Genomic DNA, 18961 nt, shown 5'->3' on the forward strand with positions numbered 1-18961 from the left:
GGATGGCGCCGGTTCTGCGACCGGTGCCCGGCCACGGATGGCCACCCCCGGCGCACTTCGGTGCGCCGGCCTTTCTTCCTACGAACCTGCAGGACCGCCGTGGACCGCTCGCCCGAACTTGCCAGCTCCCGCCTCAGCACCTTCTTCGCCAGCGAACGCTGGGGAGTGCTGTCCCGTTCCCTGGCCGCGATCTTCGGTGGCTACGCGCTGGCCTCGATGACCAGCGTGTTCTGTGCCGTGGCCCTGCCCGCCGCGCGTGGCCAGGCCGTGCTGACCGGCATGCTGCTGGCCATCGTGGTGGCCGCCTGCGCCGCACTGTGGGCCTTCGCTACCCGCAGTGCGTTGCGCGCCTGGGTCGGCATCGTCGGCCCCACCCTGCTGCTGGCCGCCGCATCGCGCCTGCTGGGGGCCTGGGCATGAAGAACGGATTCCGCCAATCAATGGCCTGGCTGCACACCTGGACCGGCCTGCTGGTCGGCTGGCTGCTGCTGCTGATCTTCATGGCCGGCACCGCCAGCTACTACCGCGAAGAGATCAGCCGCTGGATGCGCCCGGAACTGCCCAGCGCGAAGGTCAGCACCGACGTGGCCGCGCAGCGCGCGATCGACTTCCTGCAGGACAAGGCCGGCAATGCCGAGATGTGGTACGTGACGCTGCCGCAGCCGCGCAACCCGGCCATGAGCACGTTCTGGCGCGTACCGGCCGACCAGGCCGATCCCTCCAAGGGCCGGCGCGGTGCGTTCGGCGATGCCACCCTGGACCCCAACACCGGCGGCGAACTGAAGGCGCGCGACACCCGTGGCGGTGACTTCTTCTACCGCCTGCATTTTGACCTGCACTACATCCCGGTGTATTGGGCACGCTACCTGGTGGGCTTCTGCGCGATGTTCATGCTGGTGGCGATCATCACCGGCGTCATCACCCACAAGAAAATCTTCAAGGACTTCTTCACCTTCCGCAAGGACAAGGGCCTGCGTTCGTGGCTGGATTTCCACAACGTCAGCGCGGTGATGGCCCTGCCCTACCACGCGATGATCACTTACACCGGCATCGTCACCCTGATGATCATGTACCTGCCGTGGGGCGTAAAAGTGGCCTACCCGCAGGACGAGGACAAGTTCTTTGCCGAGGCCTTCGGTGGCATGCCCGAAGTGAGTGCACCGGCCGAAGGCCGCGCGGCACCGCTGCCGATCGCGCAGCTGCTGGACAGCGCGCGCGCGCACTGGAAGGGCGTGGAGGTGGCCGGCTTCACCGTGACCAATCCGGGCGCCGCCAACGCGGTCATCGACATCCGCCAGCGCGACGGCAAGCGCCTGTCCACCGATACCCCGGCGCTGCGCTATGACATGGCCAGTGGCGCCCTGCTGGAAGAGAGCCCGCCCTCCGGCGGCGCCACCGCGACCCGTGGCGTGATGTACGGCCTGCACCTGGCCCGCTTCGCCGATTGGGGCCTGCGCGCGTTGTTCTTCCTGTCCGGCCTGACCGGCTGCCTGATGGTGGCCAGCGGCGTGGTGCTGTGGGCGGTGAAGGAACGGCCCAAGCATGCCAAGAGCGGGCGCATCGGCTTCGGCCTGCGCCTGGTGGATGCGCTCAACATCGGCGCCGTGGCCGGCCTGCCGATCGCGTTTGCCGCCTACTTCTGGGGCAACCGCCTGCTGCCGCTGGAGATGGCCGAGCGCTCGAACGCCGAGGCCAACGTGTTCTTCTACGCCTGGGGCGCCGCCCTGCTGGCCGCCTTCCTCTGGCCCAAGCGGATGATGTGGGCCTGGCAGCTGTACCTCGGCGCGGCCGCGTTCGCGCTGGTGCCGGTGGTCAATGCCCTGACCACCCACGCGCACCTGGGCGTGACGCTGGTCAACGGTGACTGGGTACTGGCCGGCTTTGACCTGTCGATGCTGGCCTTCGGCGCGATGCTGGCGATGTGCGGCTGGCGCATGCAGCGCTGGACGCCGCCGCTGAGCGCGGCCGAGAAGAAGAAGCGCGCGGCAGCCGCTGCTGCAGCGGCCAAGGCACCGGCTGCGCCTGCGGCAACCGAAGCGGAGGCCAGCGCATGATGCTGCTGGCCCTGGCACTGTCCTTCTCCGCGTTCACCGCGCTGTCGCTGGCGATGGAAAAGCACCAGCAGGACCTGCACGGCAAGGCGGCGGCCACGCCGGCACGGCGCACGCAGTGGCGCGTGCTGGGCTGGGCATTGCTGACGGTTGCGTTCGCGCTGTGCGTGGTCGACCACGGTTGGGCGTTGGGCCCGGTGCTGTGGCTGGGTGCGCTGACCCTGGCCGGCGTGCCGCTGGCGTTCGGCCTGTACCCGTACCGCCCGGCGTGGATCGCACCGCTGGCGGTTGTGCTGCCGGTAGCCGGGCTGGTCGTGGCGTTGCTGTAGCCGGGTCGCGGGGTCGGATCCCTTGCGCACAGCGCAAGGGCTCTGACCCCACCTTGCACCGCGCATCCATGCAACGCGTAGGTCCACGCCGGGCATGGCCCGGCGCTACCGGGGTCAGATCCCTTGCGCACAGCGCAAGGGCTCTGACCCCACCTTGCACCGCGCATCCACGCATGGCGTGGATCTACTGGGTAGCGGGGTCGGATCCCTTGCGCACAGCGCAAGGGCTCTGACCCCATCCATGCACCGCGCATCCACGCATGGCGTGGATCTACTACGGGCATGGCCCGGCGCTACCGGCCTACAATTGCCTGCATGGAATCAACTGCGCTGCTGCAACGGATCGCTGGAATCCGCTTCTTCTCCCGCCTGGGCGAGACACTGCCCACGACTGCGGGTGTCGCATCCGTTGGGTCATTGGCCGAAGCGTTGCAGGTCATTGAGACTGACGACTTCGAGTGGATGCCCAGCGTGCTGGGCGATCCGGATCCGTTCCATGGCGCACTGCCGCGCCCCGCCGAGCTGGCCGAACCCCGCCGCGAACTCAACCGCACCCTGATGCGCGTGCTGTCTGCCTTCGATCTGCCGGCCCTGCGCTGCGGTGCACATGACCTGCATCTGGTTGCGCGCGATACGACGATGTTCGCCGCGCGGCAGCGATTGCTGGAAGTACACCTCGGCCTGCCGGCGCAGTGGGAACCGGTGATCGCGCTGTACGAACAGGGGCATTGGCCGTTGGCCCATGCCCCGGGTCGGTTGCTGGTGTTGTAGGGCCATCCACGCATGGCGTGGATCTACCGCCCAGGGCCAGATCCAGGCACCGAGCATCCAGGCGGCGGTAACGGGGGTCAGAGTCCCTGCGCTGCGCGCAGGGAATCCGACCCCAGCAACCCGGTCAGCCCAGCCGCTTCAACTCCCACGCGCGGTGGATGCGGGCGTTGCGCTCGAAGTCCGGGCCGATGGTGCGTGCGGTGATCTCGCGGCACTGGGCGAACTCGGCGATGGCGTTCTCTTCCAGCTTGAAGCGGCGGAAGTTGTTGGAGAAGTACAGTACGCCGCCCGGCGCCAAGCGCGCCACGGCCGCACGCAGCATCTTCAGCTGCTCGCGCTGCACGTCGAAGTCGTCGGCGCGGGCCGAGTTCGAGAACGTCGGCGGATCGCAGAAGATCACGTCGTACTGGCCGCGGTCGCCTTCCAGCCACGCCATTGCATCGGCCTGCACCAGCAGATGCTGGTTGCCGCCCTGCCCGTTCAACGCCAGGTTGTCGTAGCACCACTGCAGGTAGGTGGCCGACAGGTCGACGCTGGTGGTGCTGGCCGCACCGGCCACCGCCGCCTGCACGCTGGCCACGCCGGTGTAGCAGAACAGGTTGAGGAAGCGCTTGCCACGCACCTGCTCGGCCATCATCCGGCGCAGCGGGCGGTGGTCGAGGAACAGGCCGGTGTCGAGGTAATCGAACAGGTTCACCTGCAGCAGCGCATTGTTTTCGCGCACCACGATGAACTCGTCGCGCTGTTCGAAGCGGCCGTACTTGCTGCCGCCCTTGCCGCGCTCGCGCGACTTCATCGAGACCTGCTCCGGCGGCACGCCGAACACTTCACGCGCGGCCGCCAGCAGTTCGTTGCGGCGGCGGCGCACGTCGTTTTCCGGGATCGCGGCCGGGGCGGCGTATTCCTGCACGTGCAGGAAGGTACGGCGCTGGCCACCGTCTTCTTCATAGACGTCGATGGCCGCCGCATATTCCGGCAGGTCGGCATCGTAGGCGCGGAAGCAGGTGATGTCCTCGCGCGCGCGCCAGCTCTTGAACTTCTTCAGGTTCTTGCGCAGGCGGTTGGCCACCATCTGCGCGCCTTCGCTCAGCTCGCGCGGCTGCGCCGGGTCGCGGCCCGGCACGGCGATCGGGTCGCAGACGATCAGCGCGCATTCCAGCGCACCATTGAACATCTGGTACTTCTTGCCCGCGCGCAGGCCGGTGGCGAAGGCCAGTTCATCGTTGCCGCACAGCAGGCTGGCGCGCCACTGCGGCACGGCCTTCTGCAGGGCATTGCCCAGCGCGCGGTACAGCGCCGGATCGGCGGCCAGGCGCTCGTCATACGGCGGGTTGCAGACCACCGCGCCGATCTCCTGCTCCGGCGCGGCCAGGTCGGCCACGTCGGCGCGGGTGAAGCGGATGGCGTGGGCCACGCCGGCCACTTCGGCATTCTCGCGGGCGGCCTGGATCGCGGTCGGGTCGATGTCGCTGCCGTGGATGACCGGCTTCAGCGCGGCCAGGCCGGCGGCTTCGCGATCACGTGCTTCGCTCTGGATCGCCTTCCAGGCGGCCTTGTCGAAGCCCAGCCAGCGGCTCGGCGGCAGGCTGCCGTGGCGCATCAGGCCCGGGGCGACGTCAGCGGCCATCAGCGCGCCTTCGATCAGCAGCGTGCCGCTGCCGCACATCGGGTCCAGCAGGCCACCACCGGCGGCGTGCAGGCGCGGCCACTGCGCGCGCATGAGCAGCGCGGCGGCCAGGTTTTCCTTCAGCGGCGCCTCGTGGGCGGCACCGCGCCAGCCACGGCGGTGCAGCGGGCCACCGCCGAGGTCGATCGACAGCGAGGCACGGCCCTTGCGCAGCGACAGGTTCACGCGCACGTCGGGCAGGTCGGTGTTGACCGAGGGGCGTTCAAGGCCCTCGTCACGCATGCGGTCGACGATGGCGTCCTTGATCCGCTGCGCCGCGAAGCGGGCATGGGTGATCTTGTCGCCGGACACGTGCGCATCCACCGCCAGGGTCATTTCCGGCTTGATGTGCTCGTGCCACGGCAGGGCACGCACGCCGTCGTACAGGGCCTGCTCGTCCGGGCACTCGAATTCGTCGATCGGCCACAGCACGCGGCTGGCCAGGCGCGACCACATCACGATCCGCAGCGCCTGCTCCAGTTCGCCATCGGCGTTGACGCCGGCAATGGTGGCGGTGGCCTTGCCAAGGCCCAGGGCCGACAGTTCATCGGCAAGCAGGTATTCCAGGCCCTTGGCGCAGGAGACGAAGAATTTCACGGGATCAGTTCGCAGGTGGTCGGGCGCGGCATGGGGGCCGGGCCAGTCGGAAAGGAGGGCCGTAGTCACGGCCGGCAGGCCCGCGCCGGAGGCGGCGGGGCTGCCATTGTAGTCAAAGCGGGCGGGCGCGCCGTGCGCCCGGGCTTCACAGCTGGCGCAGCAGGCGCTCGAAGGCCTGCGCGGAGGCCTCTACATGGCGTTCCAGGCGGTGGCCGTCGTCCACCAGCAGCAGCTGCGCCGAGCGCGCCTGCGCCCAGGCGATGACCCCGGCGGCGGGCACCACCTCGTCATGCCAGGCCTGGACCACGGTGGTCGGCACGGCGGCGGCATCCAGCGCCGGCATCGGGCCCATGGTGGTGGGCGGCACCATCAGGAACAGGCCGGCGACCGGCACCTGCAGCGAGGCGATGCCGGAAATATAGGCCCCCAGGCTGGACCCGGCGAGCACCACCGGCCCCTGCGCGGCGGCAGCGGCAGCGCGCTCGACCAGCCGCTGCAGGCGGGTGCGCACGTCGCCGACGCGGCTGATCTCGCTCATCGCGTCCAGGTCGGTGTAGTCGGGGCGCTCATGGGTCCAGCCCAGGCGCTGCGCGACTTCGGCCAGTGCGGTGACCTTGGTGGCCTCCGGGCCGCTCTCGAAGCCGTGGGACAGGATGCAGTGGCCGCGGCTCATGCATGCGCTCCCAGGGAGCGGTTCAACGTCGATCGGGAAGGCAGGTTCATCCTGCAATGCTAGCATCGCCGGATGCCCACCCCGCTCCTGCCCGGCCTGCAGCTGCAGCCCCTGCCCTACCACGACCGCCTGCCCCAGCGTGACGCCGACAGCCTGCGGATGGTGGTGATCCACTGCACCGAGCTGCCCAACCTGGCCATGGCCCGCGAATACGGCGAGCGCGTGCTGTACGACAGCGGCGCCGGCAACAGCGGCCACTTCTACATCGACCGCGACGGCAGCGTGGTGCAGTACGTGGCACCGGAGCGCATCGCCCACCACGTGCGCGGCATGAACGCCGATACGGTGGGCATCGAGCTGGTCAACACCGGCCGCTACCCGCACTGGTTCGACAGCCGCCACCAGGCGATGGACGAGCCGTACACGGAGGCGCAGCTGCTGGCGCTGGAGGCGCTGCTGCTGGCGCTGGTGGCGCGCTACCCCTCGCTGCAGCGGATTGCCGGGCACGACCAGCTGGACCTGGAACAGGTGCCGGCCAGTGATGATGCGGCGCTGATGGTGGCGCGCAAGCGGGATCCGGGGCCGTTGTTCCCGTGGGCGCGGGTGCTGGCGAAGGTGCCGTTGCAACCGGTGGGGTGAGGGTCTGCAGGGCTGCGCCCTGCACCTGCAGAGGCCAAGGCAAGATCAAAAGCCTGCTTTCCGTGGGATGGCGGGGTGGGTCCGGTTGCGGGGGACGCCGTAAACCCCCAGTCCGGCCCAGCCGCTGGCGGCTGTGCGTTCGGGCGCTTGCGAAGCAGTGCTTCGCAAGCAAAGCGCCCTCACCCATGGGGGCTTGGTCGCGGCATGCATGCCGCTCACACCCCCTCAACCGGACCCACCCCGCCTTCGACAGCTTTCTGCGATCTGACGGTACGGCACGGGGTCGGATCCCGTTGCTGCGCAACGGGCTCTGACCCCAATCTGGAATTCGATACCTGATGGATTTCATCCACGCGTGGCGTGGATCTACTGGCTTCTATCTGTCGGAACCTGCCGCTGATGGTAGGTGCCGACCGTTGGTCGGCACGGGGTCCAATCAATCGGAATGAGGTTTTTGTAAAGTCGAGCCAGGCTCGACTGCGCCCTGCGCGACGACCCGGCCGATTGGGGTCAGAGCCGTTTCCCGTTGGAAACGGATCCGACCCCGTGCGACTCAGGCGCCGGTCGCCACCGGGCGGGTGCTGTCGCTGATCCAGCCGCTCCAGGAATCGGCATAGATGCGGGCGCCGCTCAGGCCGGCGCTTTCCATGGCCAGCAGCAGGTGGCAGGCGGTCACGCCCGAGCCGCACATCAGCACGACACGCTGCGGGTCCTGGTTGCCAATCACGCCCTGCAGCTCTGCACGCAGTTCCTGCGGGTCGCGCAGGCGGCCGTCGAGGACGTTGAGGGCGAACGGGCGGTTGACCGCGCCGGGAACGTGGCCGGCCACCGGGTCCAGCGGCTCCACTTCGCCACGGAACCGCTCGCCGGCGCGGGCGTCGACCAGCCAGCCGGGGGCGTGCTTGAGGCGCGCGGCAATCTCGTCGGCGGAGGCCACCTGGGTGGTGTCGAAACGGCCCGGATACGGCGGCTGCGCAGACACCTCGCTGTGGCCGGTGGCCAGTGCATGGCCGGCGGCCTGCCAGGCAGCGATGCCGCCGTCGAGCACGGCCACGCGGGTGTGGCCGATCAGGCGCAGCAGCCACCACAGGCGTGCTGCGGCCATGCTGCCGTCGCTGCCGTCGTAGACCACCACCTGCGTGTCCTGGCCGATGCCCCACTGGCCCACGCGCGCGGCAAACGCGTCGCTGTCGGGCAGCGGATGGCGGCCATGGCCGCTGCGGCGCAGGTCGGAAAGATCCTGGTTGAGATCGGCATGTACCGCGCCCGGGATATGCCCGGCTGCGTACTGCCCTGCCCCGGCCTGCGGATCGGCCAGGGCCGCGCGGGCATCCACCACGCGCACGGCCGTGCTGGCGGTGGCGCGCGCATCAACCACGCGCACGCCTTCGCCCAGGGCGGCGGCCAGCGTGGCGACATCGACCAGGGTGGTCCACGGCGGATCGATCGGCTTCATTGCACTTGCTCCAGGCGGCGACGCAGGTTGTAGAGGATGGCCGCGGTGGCGCCCCAGATGCGCTGGCCAGGCCAGCCGTATTCCAGGACATGGCGCACGCGGCCGCGATGGTTGATTTCGACCTGGCGCAGGTTGTCGGCGGCCATCAGGTAATCCAGCGGCACCTCGAACACTTCGGCCACTTCACTGGGCTGCGGCACCGGCACGAAATCCGGATCGACCACCGCCACCACCGGGGTCACCCGGTAGCCGGTGATGGTCACGAAAGGATCGAGGTAGCCCAGCGCCTGCACCTGGCCCGGTGCCAGTGCGATTTCTTCCTGGCTCTCGCGCAGTGCAGCGGCGAGCGCGTCGCGGTCGTCGGGTTCGGTGCGGCCGCCGGGAAAGCCGACCTGGCCACCGTGGGTGCGCAGGGTTTCGGTGCGGCGGGTGAGGATGACCTGGGCGCCACCGGCACGCGGCACGATACCGGCCAGCACGGCGGCTTCCACCGGCGGGCCGGGTGGCAGCAGGTCACTCAGTTCGCTGCGGTTCCAGCCGTCGCCCTGCGGCGGTTCGGCCAGCGGATGCAGCGCGCGCAGCAGGCGCTCATGGTCGGCCAGTGAGCCACGCAGCGATTGCTGCAGTTGTTCGCGCAGGGGTTGCACGCGGTGCAGGATGCGGCTGCGTTCGCGATCGCTCATCGACGACCACCCTGCGATTTCATCGATATGCCGCCCGCACCCGGCGCACAGCCGGTTGTGATCCAGCTTGCACACTCCAATGCAGGGGCTTGCAACAACACGCGCCGGTTCTTCCGTAGTTTGCACCCTGCAACAGTAGCGCGAATGGCTGCGGTTGGGGACGATCGCGACACGCGAATGGGCGCGGTAGAGTCGACTGTCAGTCGACTATCGCGCGCAGCGCGGTAAGAGCAGTCGACCAACGGTCGACTCTACCGGGTTGGCGCACGCGTCCCGCAGCGGAAACAGAAACGCGCCGGTGGAAGCCACCGGCGCGTTGTCTGCACTGCTTCGTTTTTTACTTGACGCTGACCAGCTTGACTTCGAACTGCACCGCCACGTTCGGCGGGAAGCCGGTACGCGGGTCGGCACCGTAAGCCTGGTCCGGCGGCAGGGTGATTTCCCACTTCGAGCCAGCCGGCATCTGCAGCAGGGTCTCGCGCATGGCCTTCATTTCGACTTCGCTGACCTTGATCGACGGAATCTGCTGGGCCGGGCGGGCTTCAGCCGGGCGCTGGCCGAACGGATACGGACCGGCCACTTCCAGCTGCACGGTGTTGGCCTGGGTCGGCTTGGCACCCTTGCCGGCTTCGATCACGCGGTACTGCACGCCGCTCGGCAGGGACTGCACGCCCGCCTTGGACTTGTTGGCCGCAATGAACTGGTCGCTCTTGGTCTTGTTTTCGGCAGCAGCCTTTTCGTACTCGGCCTTGGCGGCCTGGGCACGGCCCTGCTCGCGCTTCTGGAACGCCTCAACGGCCGGCTTCAGCTGATCGGCGGTGATCGCCGGCTGCTTCTTGGCGTAGGCGTCCTGCAGGCCCTTCACCACCGAGTTGATGTCCAGCTGCTCACCACGGGCGGTCAGCTCAGCCAGGTTGTTGCCGTAGTCGTAACCGAAGTAATAGCTCAGCTTGCCCTTTTCGGACGCGACGTCCTGGGCGAGGGCATTGCCCGTCAGGGCCAGGGCCGCGACGGCGACCGCGATAGAACGCAACTTCATCAAACAGTTCTCCAGGGGTGGTAACTCAGGGACGTTCTGCGCCGCCCTGAGGCGACGGGTTAGGATACCGGCCACAACGTGTAACCGCTACTGACCACGCAGGCTTTGACCCGCCTGCGTTTCAAGAGTTCAATCTCACTTTTTTTTAACGTTCCAGGAGTTTTCCGTGGCCTCAGCCCCCGCCGACCACCCCGTCGCCGTGACCGATGACGGTGCCATCCGCACCCTCACCGTGCAGCGCCCGGAAAAGCTCAACGCCCTCAACGCGGCCACCCTGCAGGCCCTGGCCGAGGCGTTCAGCGCCGCGGCGGCCGACCCGGACGTCCGCGTGGTGGTGCTGACCGGCGCCGGCCCCAAGGCCTTCGTGGCCGGCGCCGACATCGCCGAAATGAACATCCTCAGCGCGGTTCAGGGACGTGATTTCTCACTCCTGGGCCAGGCCCTGATGCGGCAGATCGAGCGCATGCCCAAGCCGGTCATCGCCCGCGTCAACGGCTTTGCCCTGGGCGGCGGGCTGGAGCTGGCCATGGCCTGCCACCTGCGCATCGCGGCCGATACCGCCAAGGTCGGCCAACCGGAGATCAACCTGGGGCTGATCCCGGGCTTCGGTGGCAGCCAGCGCCTGCTGCGCCTGTGCGGCCGCGCGGCCACCCTGGAACTGTGCCTGCTGGGCGCACCGATCGACGCCGGGCGCGCCCTCGCGCTGGGCATCGTCAACCAGGTGGTGCCGGCAGCCGAACTGGACAACCGCGTGCAGGACGTCGCCAGGCAGCTGACCCGCTCTGCACCGCTGGCCCTGCGTGGCCTGCTGGACGCCGTGCACGTGGGCGGCGAATGCAGCCTGGAAGCGGGCCTGGAATACGAAAGCGCGCAGTTCGGCCTGCTGTTCGCCACCGAAGACATGCGCGAAGGCACCAGCGCGTTCCTGCAGCGTCGCCCGCCGGCCTTCCAGAACCGCTGACCCCATGGCATCCCGACCCAACCCCGCGCAGCTGTTCGCCCGGGTCCAGGCAGACGATCTCGATGGCGCCCTGCAGGCCGGCCTGATGGACTACGTCGCCGGCGAGGCCGACGCACGCCTGGTACCCGGCCACCCGGAACTTCCGCAGCGCCTGCTGCAGGTACAGCACGACCTGCAGAACGCCTGGGCCGCACGTGAGCGCTATCGTGCGCGTGCCGTGCGCCTGGCGCGCCGCGAAGCCGAACGTGATGCACGTCGCACACCAGCGCCGGCACCAGATGTGAAGCCTGCGCTGCCCGCTGCGGCGGCCGCGATCCTCGCCCGGGCCAAGGCCCGCGCCGCAGGCAAGGAACAGTAATGGCCACTGCAAAGAAGACCACGCGCACACCCGCGCGTCGTGGCAGCGTGATGCCGCGTGCCGACGTGGTGGAAATGTTCACCCGCCTGCGCGAACTCAACCCGCACCCGAAGACGGAACTGGAATACAGCTCGCCGTTCGAGCTGCTGGTGGCTGTGGCACTGTCGGCGCAGGCCACGGACGTGGGCGTCAACAAAGCGACGCGGCGGTTGTTCCCGGTGGCCAATACACCGGCCAAGATCCTCGCGCTCGGTGAGGACGGCCTGAAGAAATACATCGCCACCATCGGCCTGTTCAACGCGAAGGCGAAGAACGTGATCGCCACCTGCGCGATCCTGCTGGAGAAGTACGACGGCGAAGTGCCGCGCGATCGCGAAGCGCTGGAAGCGCTGCCCGGGGTCGGCCGCAAGACGGCCAACGTGGTGCTCAACACCGCGTTCGGCGAACCGGTGATGGCAGTCGATACGCACATCTTCCGCGTGGCCAACCGCACCGGGCTGGCGCCGGGCAAAAACGTGCGCGAAGTGGAGGACCGCCTGGTCAAGGCGATCCCGGCCGAGTTCCTGCTCGATGCGCATCACTGGCTGATCCTGCACGGGCGTTACGTGTGCAAGGCGCGCAAGCCGGATTGCCCGGGGTGCGTGATTGCCGACCTGTGCCGGTTCAAGGAAAAGACCGCCGCGTAGGGCGCACGACAGGCATCCCCGCGTGGCGTGGATCTACTGCAATCCGTGCGCAACCGCAGCGTCACATGCAAGCGTTTACATCGTCAGCCCCTGACGCGACGGGGCCTGCGGCGGATGCCTGCCGCGCGCGAACTGTCACATTTACGCAATCTTTACCTTTTAGCCTGCGCGCATCTTCCCACCTGCCTGCAAGGCTCCTCTCCATGAAACTGCATCACCAACTCCTGACGGTGGCCGTGGCTGCTGCGCTGTACGTGCCGGCTGCTCACGCTGAAGTCGCCATCGATGTGATCGGCGGTTCGGAAATCACCTTCGAAGGCCTGGTCCAGGCCGACGGCAACTGGTTCGACAATGACGTCGTGGACCTCAACGGCGGTGACGCCGGCAATGGCAAGGACAGCGAATTCGAACTGCGTCGCGCCGAGCTGGTGCTGAAGGGCAAGGGCCCGGGCAACGTGGAGTGGGTGGTCGGCTATGACGCCAAGGCCGACAAGTTCCTCGACACCAACGTGAAGTACAAGCTGCTGGGCAACGCCAACCACTTCATCCAGGCCGGCCAGTTCAAGCAGCCCAACAGCCTGGAAGAGCTGTCCAGCACCAAGAACAACGACTTCATCTCCAAGGCTGCGGTCACCAACACCTACGCGGTCGCCCGCCGCCTCGGTGGCGCCTACAGCTACGGCCAGGACAACTGGTCGGTCACCGCCAGCGCCTTCGGCCGCGAACTGACCCGCAACCTGGCCCACGGCAGCGGCTACGGCGCACGCGGCACCTTCGCCCCGATCAACGAGAAGGGCCAGGTCCTGCACTTCGGCCTGAGCTACGTCGACTACGACGCCGACGCCGACACCCTGCGCGTGCGTGCCCGCCCGAACGCCGACCTGGCCACCGCCCGCCTGGTCGACAGCGGCAACATGACCGACACCGACCGCGTCAGCACCCTCGGCGCTGAAGCCATGTACTTCCAGGGCCCGTTCAAGGCCCAGGCCGAGTACTACAGCAGCAAGGCCAAGCGCTACGACCACGACAACTACACCAGCGACGGCTACTACGTCAGCGGCGTGTGGAACGTGACCGGCGAAACCTGGAGCTACAAGGGCGGCACCCCGGGCACCGGCCTGCCGAACAATCCGGCCGGCGGCCAGTGGCAGCTGGGCGTGCGTTACGACCACATGGACCTGAACGACGGCAACCTGGCGGCCAACCCGGTCGCCGGTCGTCCGCCGATCGTCGATGGCGTGCTGGGCGGCAAGATGGACATCTGGACCGTCGGCGCCAACTGGTACTGGCGTTCGAACTTCAAGTTCATGGTCAACTACGTGATGGTGGACAGCAAGAAGTACAGCTCCACCGCCCGCGGCTTCGTCAACGACGATCCGAACATCCTGGAAGCCCGCGCGCAGTTCTTCTGGTAAGACCTGAAGCACGCGTTGCAACGAAGGCACGGCTCCGGCCGTGCCTTCGTCGTTGTGGGACCCGCCGCCCTGCCCTGCGAGCGGTGGCGCCTGCGCAGCACCGGCGCCCGGGCAGTGCCCACGGCTGCTGCAAGGCTCGCTTTACGACCGTGCCGCGAAGGGCCCACAGGCCCTCTGGCGCGGGTTCCGAGACATTCATGACGAGTGTCACGGTTGCGTCATATGACAGACGCGGGCGTGTCACGTAACCGTTATGGAATGTGCACCGAAACGTTGGGCAGCCGCCCTTCGACCACCCCAGGAGTCTCTCCCGTGATCCACGCCTTCAAGTCGCGCGCCGCTGTCGCCATCCTGGCTGCATCGTCCGTGTTTGCCGCCAACGCCGCCGATGTCACCGGCGCGGGCGCTTCGTTCATCTACCCGGTCATGTCCAAGTGGTCGGCGGACTACAGCACCGCGACCGACAAGAAGGTCAACTACCAGTCCATCGGTTCCGGTGGTGGTATCGCCCAGATCAAGGCGGCGACCGTGGACTTCGGTTCGTCCGATGCCCCGCTGAAGCCGGAAGAGCTGGCTGCTGCCGGCCTGGCCCAGTTCCCGTCGGTCATCGGCGGCGTGGTGCCGGTCATCAACGTGGCCGGCGTTGCCCCGGGCGCGCTGAAGCTGGACGGCCCGACCCTGGCCAACATCTTCCTGGGCAAGATCAAGACCTGGAACGACCCGGCCATCGCTGCCCTGAACAGCGGCCTGACCCTGCCGAACGCCAAGATCACCATCGTCCACCGTTCGGACGGTTCGGGCACCACCTTCAACTTCGTCAACTACCTGTCCAAGGTCAGCCCGGAGTGGAAGACCAAGGTCGGTGAAGGCACCTCGGTCCAGTGGCCGGCCGGCATCGGCGGCAAGGGCAACGAAGGCGTCGCTGCCTACGTGAAGCAGATCAAGGGCGGCATCGGCTACGTCGAACTGTCCTACGCCCTGCAGAACAAGATGTCCTACGCGGCGATGAAGAATGCTGCCGGCAAGATCGTGCAGCCGTCGGACGCCTCGTTCTCGGCCGCGGCCGCCAGCGCTGACTGGGCCAATGCCAAGGACTTCTACCTGGTCATGACCAACGCCCCGGGCGAGCAGGCGTGGCCGATCACCGCCACCAACTTCATCCTGGTGCGCAAGCAGCCGAAGAACGTGGCCGGCGCCAAGGCGACCCAGGAGTTCTTCCGCTGGATCTACAAGAACGGTGATGCGCAGGCCAAGCAGCTGGACTACGTGCCGCTGCCGGACACCCTGGTCAAGCAGATCGAGACCTACTGGACCCAGAACCTGAAGTACTGAGCAAAGCGTTCCCCCGCAGGAACGGGGATCGGCGGGTCCTCTCTCCCCCGCCGATCCCAACCGGGCGCTGGACCTTCGGGTCTGGCGCCTTTCTTTTTTGGGGGATCCTGGCCCGGCCCCTGCCCTTGCAGAGCCGAGCCCATGCTCGGCTGCTTTTCGCCTTTGTAGAGTCGAGCCATGCTCGACTACGGCCCGCCAGCCGCGCGCATTCCAGCGCCCCGGACGGCGCCGGGCAGCCCCGCCACGGGGCCGCTGACCCCGTGAAACCCTTGTCAGAACGTGATGTCCGACACCTCTGTCATGGACGTCATACGGCTGTAACAAAAACATCATTTCATAGCCGCATCCGCCGACGACGTCGGCTCTTCCCCGCTATGGAGTGAACATGAAACTGCACTCGGCCGGCCTCGCCGCCCTTTCCCTGGCCATCGCCCTGGGCCTGTCGGCCTGCGGTGGCGACAAGCAGGCTGCACAGCAGCCGGCTGCCGACGCAGCCGCCGCCCCGGCCGCTGCCGGCGACAAGGTGACCGCCGAGGTCTCCGGCGCTGGCGCTTCCTTCATCTTCCCGCTGGTGTCCAAGTGGTCGGCCGACTACAACACCGCCACCGGCGCCAAGATCAACTACCAGTCGATCGGTTCGGGCGGCGGTATCGCCCAGATCAAGGCCGGCACCGTTGATTTCGGTTCCTCGGACAAGCCGCTGAGCAGCGACGAGCTGGCCCAGGCCGGCCTGGCCCAGTTCCCGTCGGCCATCGGCGGCGTGGTGCCGGTCGTCAACATCGAAGGCCTGGAAGCCGGCAAGCTGCGCCTGACCGGCGCCCTGCTCGCCGACATCTTCCTGGGCAAGGTCAAGACCTGGAACGACCCGGCCATCGCCGCGGCCAACCCGGGCGTGACCCTGCCGGACGGCAAGATCACCATCGTCCACCGTTCGGACGGTTCGGGCACCACCTTCAACTTCTCCAACTACCTGTCCAAGGTCAGCCCGGAGTGGAAGACCAAGGTCGGCGAAGGCACCTCGGTGCAGTGGCCGGACGGCGTCGGTGGCAAGGGCAACGAAGGCGTTGCCTCCTACGTGAAGCAGATCAAGGGTTCCATCGGCTACGTCGAGCTGGCCTACGCCCTGCAGAACGCCATGCCGTACACCGCCCTGCAGAACGCCGCAGGCACCTGGGTGCAGCCGAACGCTGAAACCTTCGCCGCCGCTGCTGCCAGCGCCGACTGGGCCAGCGCCAAGGACTTCAACCTGGTCATCACCAACGCCCCGGGCGAGCAGGCGTGGCCGATCACCGCCACCAACTTCATGCTGATGCAGAAGAAGCCGAAGGACGCCAAGCGCAACCAGGACACCCTGGCCTTCTTCAAGTGGGCCTTCGAAAACGGCCAGACCCAGGCCAACGAGCTGCACTACGTGCCGCTGCCGGCCGAACTGACCAAGCAGATCGAGGCCTACTGGGGCACCGAGCTGAAGTGATGGACCCGACGGTGCCCGCCCCGCGCGGGCACCGTCACTTCCACGTCGTGCCGCCCCCTTTCCTGGCCCTGCCGTCCCCATGAATGCCATCGCCCAGCCTGTAGCAGCCCCGTCCACGCGCGATGCGCGTGATGCCCGCAACGACAAACTGTTCCGATGGGTGCTGGTCGGCACCGTCATCTTCGTCCTGATCGCCCTGGCCTGCGCCGCGCTGTCCATGCTGTGGGGCGGCCGCCATGCCCTGCAGATGCAGGGCCTGAGCTTCTTCTTCTCCTCCGACTGGAATCCGGTCGAAAACAAGTTCGGCGCCCTCGCCCCGATCTACGGCACCCTGGTCACCGCGTTCATCGCGATGGTCATCGCCGTGCCGGTCAGCTTCGGCATCGCCTTCTTCCTCACCGAAGTCGCGCCGCGCTGGCTGCGTGGCCCGGTCGGTACCGCCATCGAACTGCTGGCAGGCATCCCCTCGATCATCTACGGCATGTGGGGCCTGTTCGTGCTGGTGCCGGTGATGACCGAGTACGTCACTCCGTTCCTCAACGAAACCCTGGGCGAATGGCCGATCATCGGGCCGATGTTCCAGGGCCCGCCGCTGGGCATCGGCATGCTCACCGCCGGCTTCGTGCTGGCCATCATGGTCATCCCGTTCATCTCCTCGGTGATGCGCGAAGTGTTCCTGACCGTGCCGACCCGCCTGAAGGAATCGGCCTACGCGCTGGGTTCGACCAAGTGGGAAGTGAGCTGGGACATCGTCCTGCCCTACACCCGCTCGGCCGTCATCGGCGGCGTCTTCCTCGGCCTCGGCCGTGCGCTGGGCGAAACCATGGCCGTGGCCTTCGTGATCGGCAACAGCGTGCGCCTGTCGCCGTCGCTGCTGGAACCGGGCACCACCATCGCCGCGCTGATCGCCAACGATTTCGGCGAAGCCACTGAAACCTACCGCTCGGCGCTGCTGCTGCTCGGCTTCGTCCTGTTCATCGTCACCTTCGTCGTGCTGGCCATCGCCCGCCTGATGCTGATGCGCCTGTCCCGCAAGGAGGGCAACTGATGTCCACCACCGCTGACTCCCTGTACCTGCGCCGCCGCATCGGCAACGTCATTGCCATCGCGCTGTCCTGCGCCACCGCCCTGTTCGGCCTGTTCTTCCTGGGCTGGATCCTGTTCACCCTGGCCTCCAAGGGCCTGGCCGGCATCAATCTGAATCTTTTCATCAAGATGACGCCGCCGCCGATGCAGGAAGGCGGCCTGGCCAATGCCTTCTTCGGCAGCGCGGTGATGTGTGCGCTGGCGATCGGCATCGGCACCCCGCTGGGCGTGCTGGCCGGTACCTGGCTGGCCGAGTACGGCAACGCCCGCAAGGCCGGCACCGTGGTCCGCTTCGTCAACGACATCCTGCTGTCGGCGCCGTCCATCGTGCTGGGCCTGTTCGTCTACACCCTGTACGTGATGCAGACCGGCGGCAACTTCTCCGCCTTCGCAGGTGCGCTGTCGCTGGCCTTCATCGTGCTGCCGGTGGTGGTGCGCACCACCGACGAGATGCTGCGCCTGGTGCCTTCGCAGATGCGCGAAGCCGCCCTGTCGCTCGGCATCCCGCAGTGGAAGGTGATCGTGCAGGTGCTGTACCGCAGTGCGTCGGCCGGCATCATCACCGGCATCCTGCTGGCGCTGGCCCGCATTTCCGGTGAAACCGCCCCGCTGCTGTTCACCGCCTTCGGCAACCAGTACTGGAACAACAACATCTTCCAGCCGATGGCCTCGGTGCCGGTGGTGATGAACCAGTTCGCCGGCAGCCCGTATGAATCCTGGCAGACCCTGGCCTGGGCCGGTGCCCTGGTGCTGACTGTCTTCGTGTTGCTGGTCAGCCTCGGCGCCCGCGCCGTCCTGCTGCGCAACCGTATCTCCCATGACTGACCTTTCCGTGGATAACGCCATGAACGACCTCTCCAACGCCGTGCCCATGCAGCGCATCGCGGTGCCGGCCTCGCACGAGAACCTGCACGCGCCGTCGCCGGTCAAGCTGGCCGCGCGTGGTCTGGACTTCTACTACGACAAGTTCCACGCCCTGAAGGGCATCAACCTGGAGATCCCGGAAAAGCGCGTGACCGCGCTGATCGGTCCCTCCGGTTGCGGCAAGTCGACCCTGCTGCGCATCTTCAACCGCATCTACGCCCTGTACCCGAAGCTGGAAGCGCGTGGCGAGGTGATGCTGGATGGCGAGAACATCCTTTCGCCGAAGTACCCGATGAACCGCCTGCGCAGCAAGGTGGGCATGGTGTTCCAGAAGCCGGTTCCGTTCCCGATGACCATTTTCGAGAACGTGGCTTACGGCATCCGCCACCACGAGAAGCTGAGCAAGGCCGACATGGCCGACCGCGTCGAGCAGGCCCTGCGCCAGGGCGCGCTGTGGGACGAAGTGAAGGACAAGCTCAACCAGAGCGCTCTGGGCCTGTCCGGTGGCCAGCAGCAGCGCCTGTGCATCGCCCGTGCCGTGGCGCTGCGCCCGTCGGTGCTGCTGCTGGACGAGCCGACCTCGGCGCTGGACCCGATCTCCACCAGCCGCATCGAGCAGCTGGTGGAAGAGCTCAAGCACGAGTACACCATCGTCATCGTTACCCACAACATGCAGCAGGCTGCGCGCGTGTCCGACTACACCGCCTTCATGTACCTGGGCGACCTGATCGAGCACGACCGTACTGAAGTGATCTTCTCGCAGCCCTCGCAGCGGCAGACCGAGGACTACATCACCGGTCGCTTCGGCTGAAACGGCAGTCGAGCATGGCTCGACTCTACAGACAACGTCAGTCGAGCATGGCTCGACTCTACAGAGTGGA

19 protein-coding genes are annotated in these 18961 nt (G+C 67.5%); 14 read left to right on the forward strand and 5 right to left on the reverse strand.

Translation table 11 applies throughout. The annotated features are described in order from the left end of the window. Positions 1 to 99: 99 nt before the first annotated feature. From C1926_RS14475 to C1926_RS14490, 4 genes are all read left to right on the forward strand, one after another. Positions 100 to 420: a DUF3649 domain-containing protein gene (locus C1926_RS14475; protein ID WP_108759651.1), complete on the forward strand. Its 321-nt coding sequence runs from the start codon at positions 100 to 102 to the stop codon at positions 418 to 420. Continuing rightward, entirely contained in the window at positions 417 to 2054 is a 1638-nt protein-coding gene (locus tag C1926_RS14480; RefSeq protein ID WP_108759652.1) for a PepSY-associated TM helix domain-containing protein, read from the forward strand. Before C1926_RS14475 ends, C1926_RS14480 begins: the two co-directional genes overlap by 4 nt. After that, complete coding sequence (locus C1926_RS14485; protein WP_108759653.1) at positions 2051 to 2380, forward strand: DUF3325 domain-containing protein; 330 nt, start codon at positions 2051 to 2053, stop codon at positions 2378 to 2380. Before C1926_RS14480 ends, C1926_RS14485 begins: the two co-directional genes overlap by 4 nt. Before the next feature lie 315 nt (positions 2381 to 2695). After that, positions 2696 to 3151, forward strand: a complete 456-nt coding sequence (locus tag C1926_RS14490; protein ID WP_174214099.1) for a hypothetical protein — start codon at positions 2696 to 2698, stop codon at positions 3149 to 3151. 124 nt (positions 3152 to 3275) lie between these two features. Here C1926_RS14490 and rlmKL read toward each other — a convergent pair whose 3' ends face one another. Together rlmKL and C1926_RS14500 are read right to left on the reverse strand one after the other, a co-directional pair. Further along, positions 3276 to 5414, reverse strand: a complete 2139-nt coding sequence (gene rlmKL, locus C1926_RS14495) for a bifunctional 23S rRNA (guanine(2069)-N(7))-methyltransferase RlmK/23S rRNA (guanine(2445)-N(2))-methyltransferase RlmL (protein ID WP_108759655.1) — start codon at positions 5412 to 5414, stop codon at positions 3276 to 3278. A 145-nt stretch (positions 5415 to 5559) separates the two neighbouring features. Next, positions 5560 to 6087, reverse strand: coding sequence for a hypothetical protein (locus C1926_RS14500; protein ID WP_079221303.1), 528 nt, complete (start codon positions 6085 to 6087; stop codon positions 5560 to 5562). 72 nt (positions 6088 to 6159) lie between these two features. Here C1926_RS14500 and C1926_RS14505 point away from each other — a divergent pair, with 72 nt between their 5' ends. Next, on the forward strand, positions 6160 to 6726 hold the full coding sequence (locus C1926_RS14505; RefSeq protein WP_108759656.1) for an N-acetylmuramoyl-L-alanine amidase: 567 nt from the start codon (positions 6160 to 6162) through the stop codon (positions 6724 to 6726). Between the two features lie 553 nt (positions 6727 to 7279). Here C1926_RS14505 and C1926_RS14510 read toward each other — a convergent pair. The 3 genes from C1926_RS14510 to C1926_RS14520 all read right to left on the reverse strand — a co-directional run bounded on the left by C1926_RS14510 (position 7280) and on the right by C1926_RS14520 (position 9904). Next, a complete protein-coding gene (locus C1926_RS14510) occupies positions 7280 to 8182 on the reverse strand; it encodes a sulfurtransferase (RefSeq protein WP_108759657.1) in 903 nt (300 codons plus the stop codon). Then, positions 8179 to 8991 carry a CoA pyrophosphatase gene (locus tag C1926_RS14515; protein WP_108759658.1) on the reverse strand — a complete coding sequence of 271 codons (813 nt, stop codon included), beginning with the start codon at positions 8989 to 8991 and terminating at the stop codon, positions 8179 to 8181. The genes C1926_RS14510 and C1926_RS14515 overlap by 4 nt, the downstream gene beginning before the upstream one ends. A 211-nt stretch (positions 8992 to 9202) precedes the next feature. Continuing rightward, positions 9203 to 9904, reverse strand: coding sequence for an FKBP-type peptidyl-prolyl cis-trans isomerase N-terminal domain-containing protein (locus tag C1926_RS14520; protein WP_108759659.1), 702 nt, complete (start codon positions 9902 to 9904; stop codon positions 9203 to 9205). Positions 9905 to 10070: 166 nt separating this feature from the next. On the opposite strand from C1926_RS14520, the gene C1926_RS14525 reads away from it, so the two are divergent. The 9 genes from C1926_RS14525 to pstB all read left to right on the forward strand — a co-directional run bounded on the left by C1926_RS14525 (position 10071) and on the right by pstB (position 18891). After that, positions 10071 to 10865 carry an enoyl-CoA hydratase-related protein gene (locus tag C1926_RS14525; protein WP_108759660.1) on the forward strand — a complete coding sequence of 265 codons (795 nt, stop codon included), beginning with the start codon at positions 10071 to 10073 and terminating at the stop codon, positions 10863 to 10865. A 4-nt stretch (positions 10866 to 10869) separates the two neighbouring features. After that, a complete protein-coding gene (locus tag C1926_RS14530; protein ID WP_079221298.1) occupies positions 10870 to 11223 on the forward strand; it encodes a hypothetical protein in 354 nt (117 codons plus the stop codon). Further along, on the forward strand, positions 11223 to 11909 hold the full coding sequence (gene nth, locus C1926_RS14535) for an endonuclease III (RefSeq protein WP_108759661.1): 687 nt from the start codon (positions 11223 to 11225) through the stop codon (positions 11907 to 11909). The genes C1926_RS14530 and nth overlap by 1 nt, the downstream gene beginning before the upstream one ends. A gap of 203 nt (positions 11910 to 12112) precedes the next feature. After that, positions 12113 to 13324, forward strand: a complete 1212-nt coding sequence (locus C1926_RS14540) for an OprO/OprP family phosphate-selective porin (RefSeq protein ID WP_108759662.1) — start codon at positions 12113 to 12115, stop codon at positions 13322 to 13324. 312 nt (positions 13325 to 13636) lie between these two features. Further along, entirely contained in the window at positions 13637 to 14656 is a 1020-nt protein-coding gene (gene pstS / locus C1926_RS14545; RefSeq protein ID WP_108759663.1) for a phosphate ABC transporter substrate-binding protein PstS, read from the forward strand. A 385-nt stretch (positions 14657 to 15041) separates the two neighbouring features. Next, the gene (gene pstS, locus C1926_RS14550) at positions 15042 to 16130 is read left to right on the forward strand and encodes a phosphate ABC transporter substrate-binding protein PstS (protein WP_079221294.1); all 1089 of its coding nucleotides are present in this window, start codon (positions 15042 to 15044) and stop codon (positions 16128 to 16130) included. A gap of 79 nt (positions 16131 to 16209) precedes the next feature. Beyond that, a complete protein-coding gene (gene pstC, locus C1926_RS14555) occupies positions 16210 to 17178 on the forward strand; it encodes a phosphate ABC transporter permease subunit PstC (protein ID WP_079221293.1) in 969 nt (322 codons plus the stop codon). Further along, entirely contained in the window at positions 17178 to 18041 is an 864-nt protein-coding gene (gene pstA, locus C1926_RS14560) for a phosphate ABC transporter permease PstA (protein ID WP_108759664.1), read from the forward strand. The genes pstC and pstA overlap by 1 nt, the downstream gene beginning before the upstream one ends. A 19-nt stretch (positions 18042 to 18060) precedes the next feature. Beyond that, entirely contained in the window at positions 18061 to 18891 is an 831-nt protein-coding gene (gene pstB / locus C1926_RS14565; protein WP_108759665.1) for a phosphate ABC transporter ATP-binding protein PstB, read from the forward strand. The last annotated feature ends 70 nt before the right edge of the window (positions 18892 to 18961 follow it).

Origin of the sequence: Stenotrophomonas sp. ZAC14A_NAIMI4_1 (genome assembly GCF_003086915.1) — a bacterium.
In the GTDB taxonomy this organism is placed as follows: Bacteria; Pseudomonadota; Gammaproteobacteria; order Xanthomonadales; family Xanthomonadaceae; genus Stenotrophomonas.

Bases quoted from the DNA above. Each gene is read 5' to 3' on its own strand.
- C1926_RS14480 (WP_108759652.1), top strand. From the start codon at position 417: ATGAAGAACGGATTCCGCCAATCAATGGCCTGGCTGCACACCTGGACC.
- C1926_RS14485 (WP_108759653.1), top strand. From the start codon at position 2,051: ATGATGCTGCTGGCCCTGGCACTGTCCTTCTCCGCGTTCACCGCGCTG.
- C1926_RS14490 (WP_174214099.1), top strand. From the start codon at position 2,696: ATGGAATCAACTGCGCTGCTGCAACGGATCGCTGGAATCCGCTTCTTC.
- C1926_RS14500 (WP_079221303.1), bottom strand. From the start codon at position 6,087: ATGAGCCGCGGCCACTGCATCCTGTCCCACGGCTTCGAGAGCGGCCCG.
- C1926_RS14505 (WP_108759656.1), top strand. From the start codon at position 6,160: ATGCCCACCCCGCTCCTGCCCGGCCTGCAGCTGCAGCCCCTGCCCTAC.
- C1926_RS14510 (WP_108759657.1), bottom strand. From the start codon at position 8,182: ATGAAGCCGATCGATCCGCCGTGGACCACCCTGGTCGATGTCGCCACG.
- C1926_RS14520 (WP_108759659.1), bottom strand. From the start codon at position 9,904: ATGAAGTTGCGTTCTATCGCGGTCGCCGTCGCGGCCCTGGCCCTGACG.
- C1926_RS14530 (WP_079221298.1), top strand. From the start codon at position 10,870: ATGGCATCCCGACCCAACCCCGCGCAGCTGTTCGCCCGGGTCCAGGCA.
- nth (WP_108759661.1), top strand. From the start codon at position 11,223: ATGGCCACTGCAAAGAAGACCACGCGCACACCCGCGCGTCGTGGCAGC.
- C1926_RS14540 (WP_108759662.1), top strand. From the start codon at position 12,113: ATGAAACTGCATCACCAACTCCTGACGGTGGCCGTGGCTGCTGCGCTG.
- pstS (WP_079221294.1), top strand. From the start codon at position 15,042: ATGAAACTGCACTCGGCCGGCCTCGCCGCCCTTTCCCTGGCCATCGCC.
- pstC (WP_079221293.1), top strand. From the start codon at position 16,210: ATGAATGCCATCGCCCAGCCTGTAGCAGCCCCGTCCACGCGCGATGCG.
- pstA (WP_108759664.1), top strand. From the start codon at position 17,178: ATGTCCACCACCGCTGACTCCCTGTACCTGCGCCGCCGCATCGGCAAC.
- pstB (WP_108759665.1), top strand. From the start codon at position 18,061: ATGAACGACCTCTCCAACGCCGTGCCCATGCAGCGCATCGCGGTGCCG.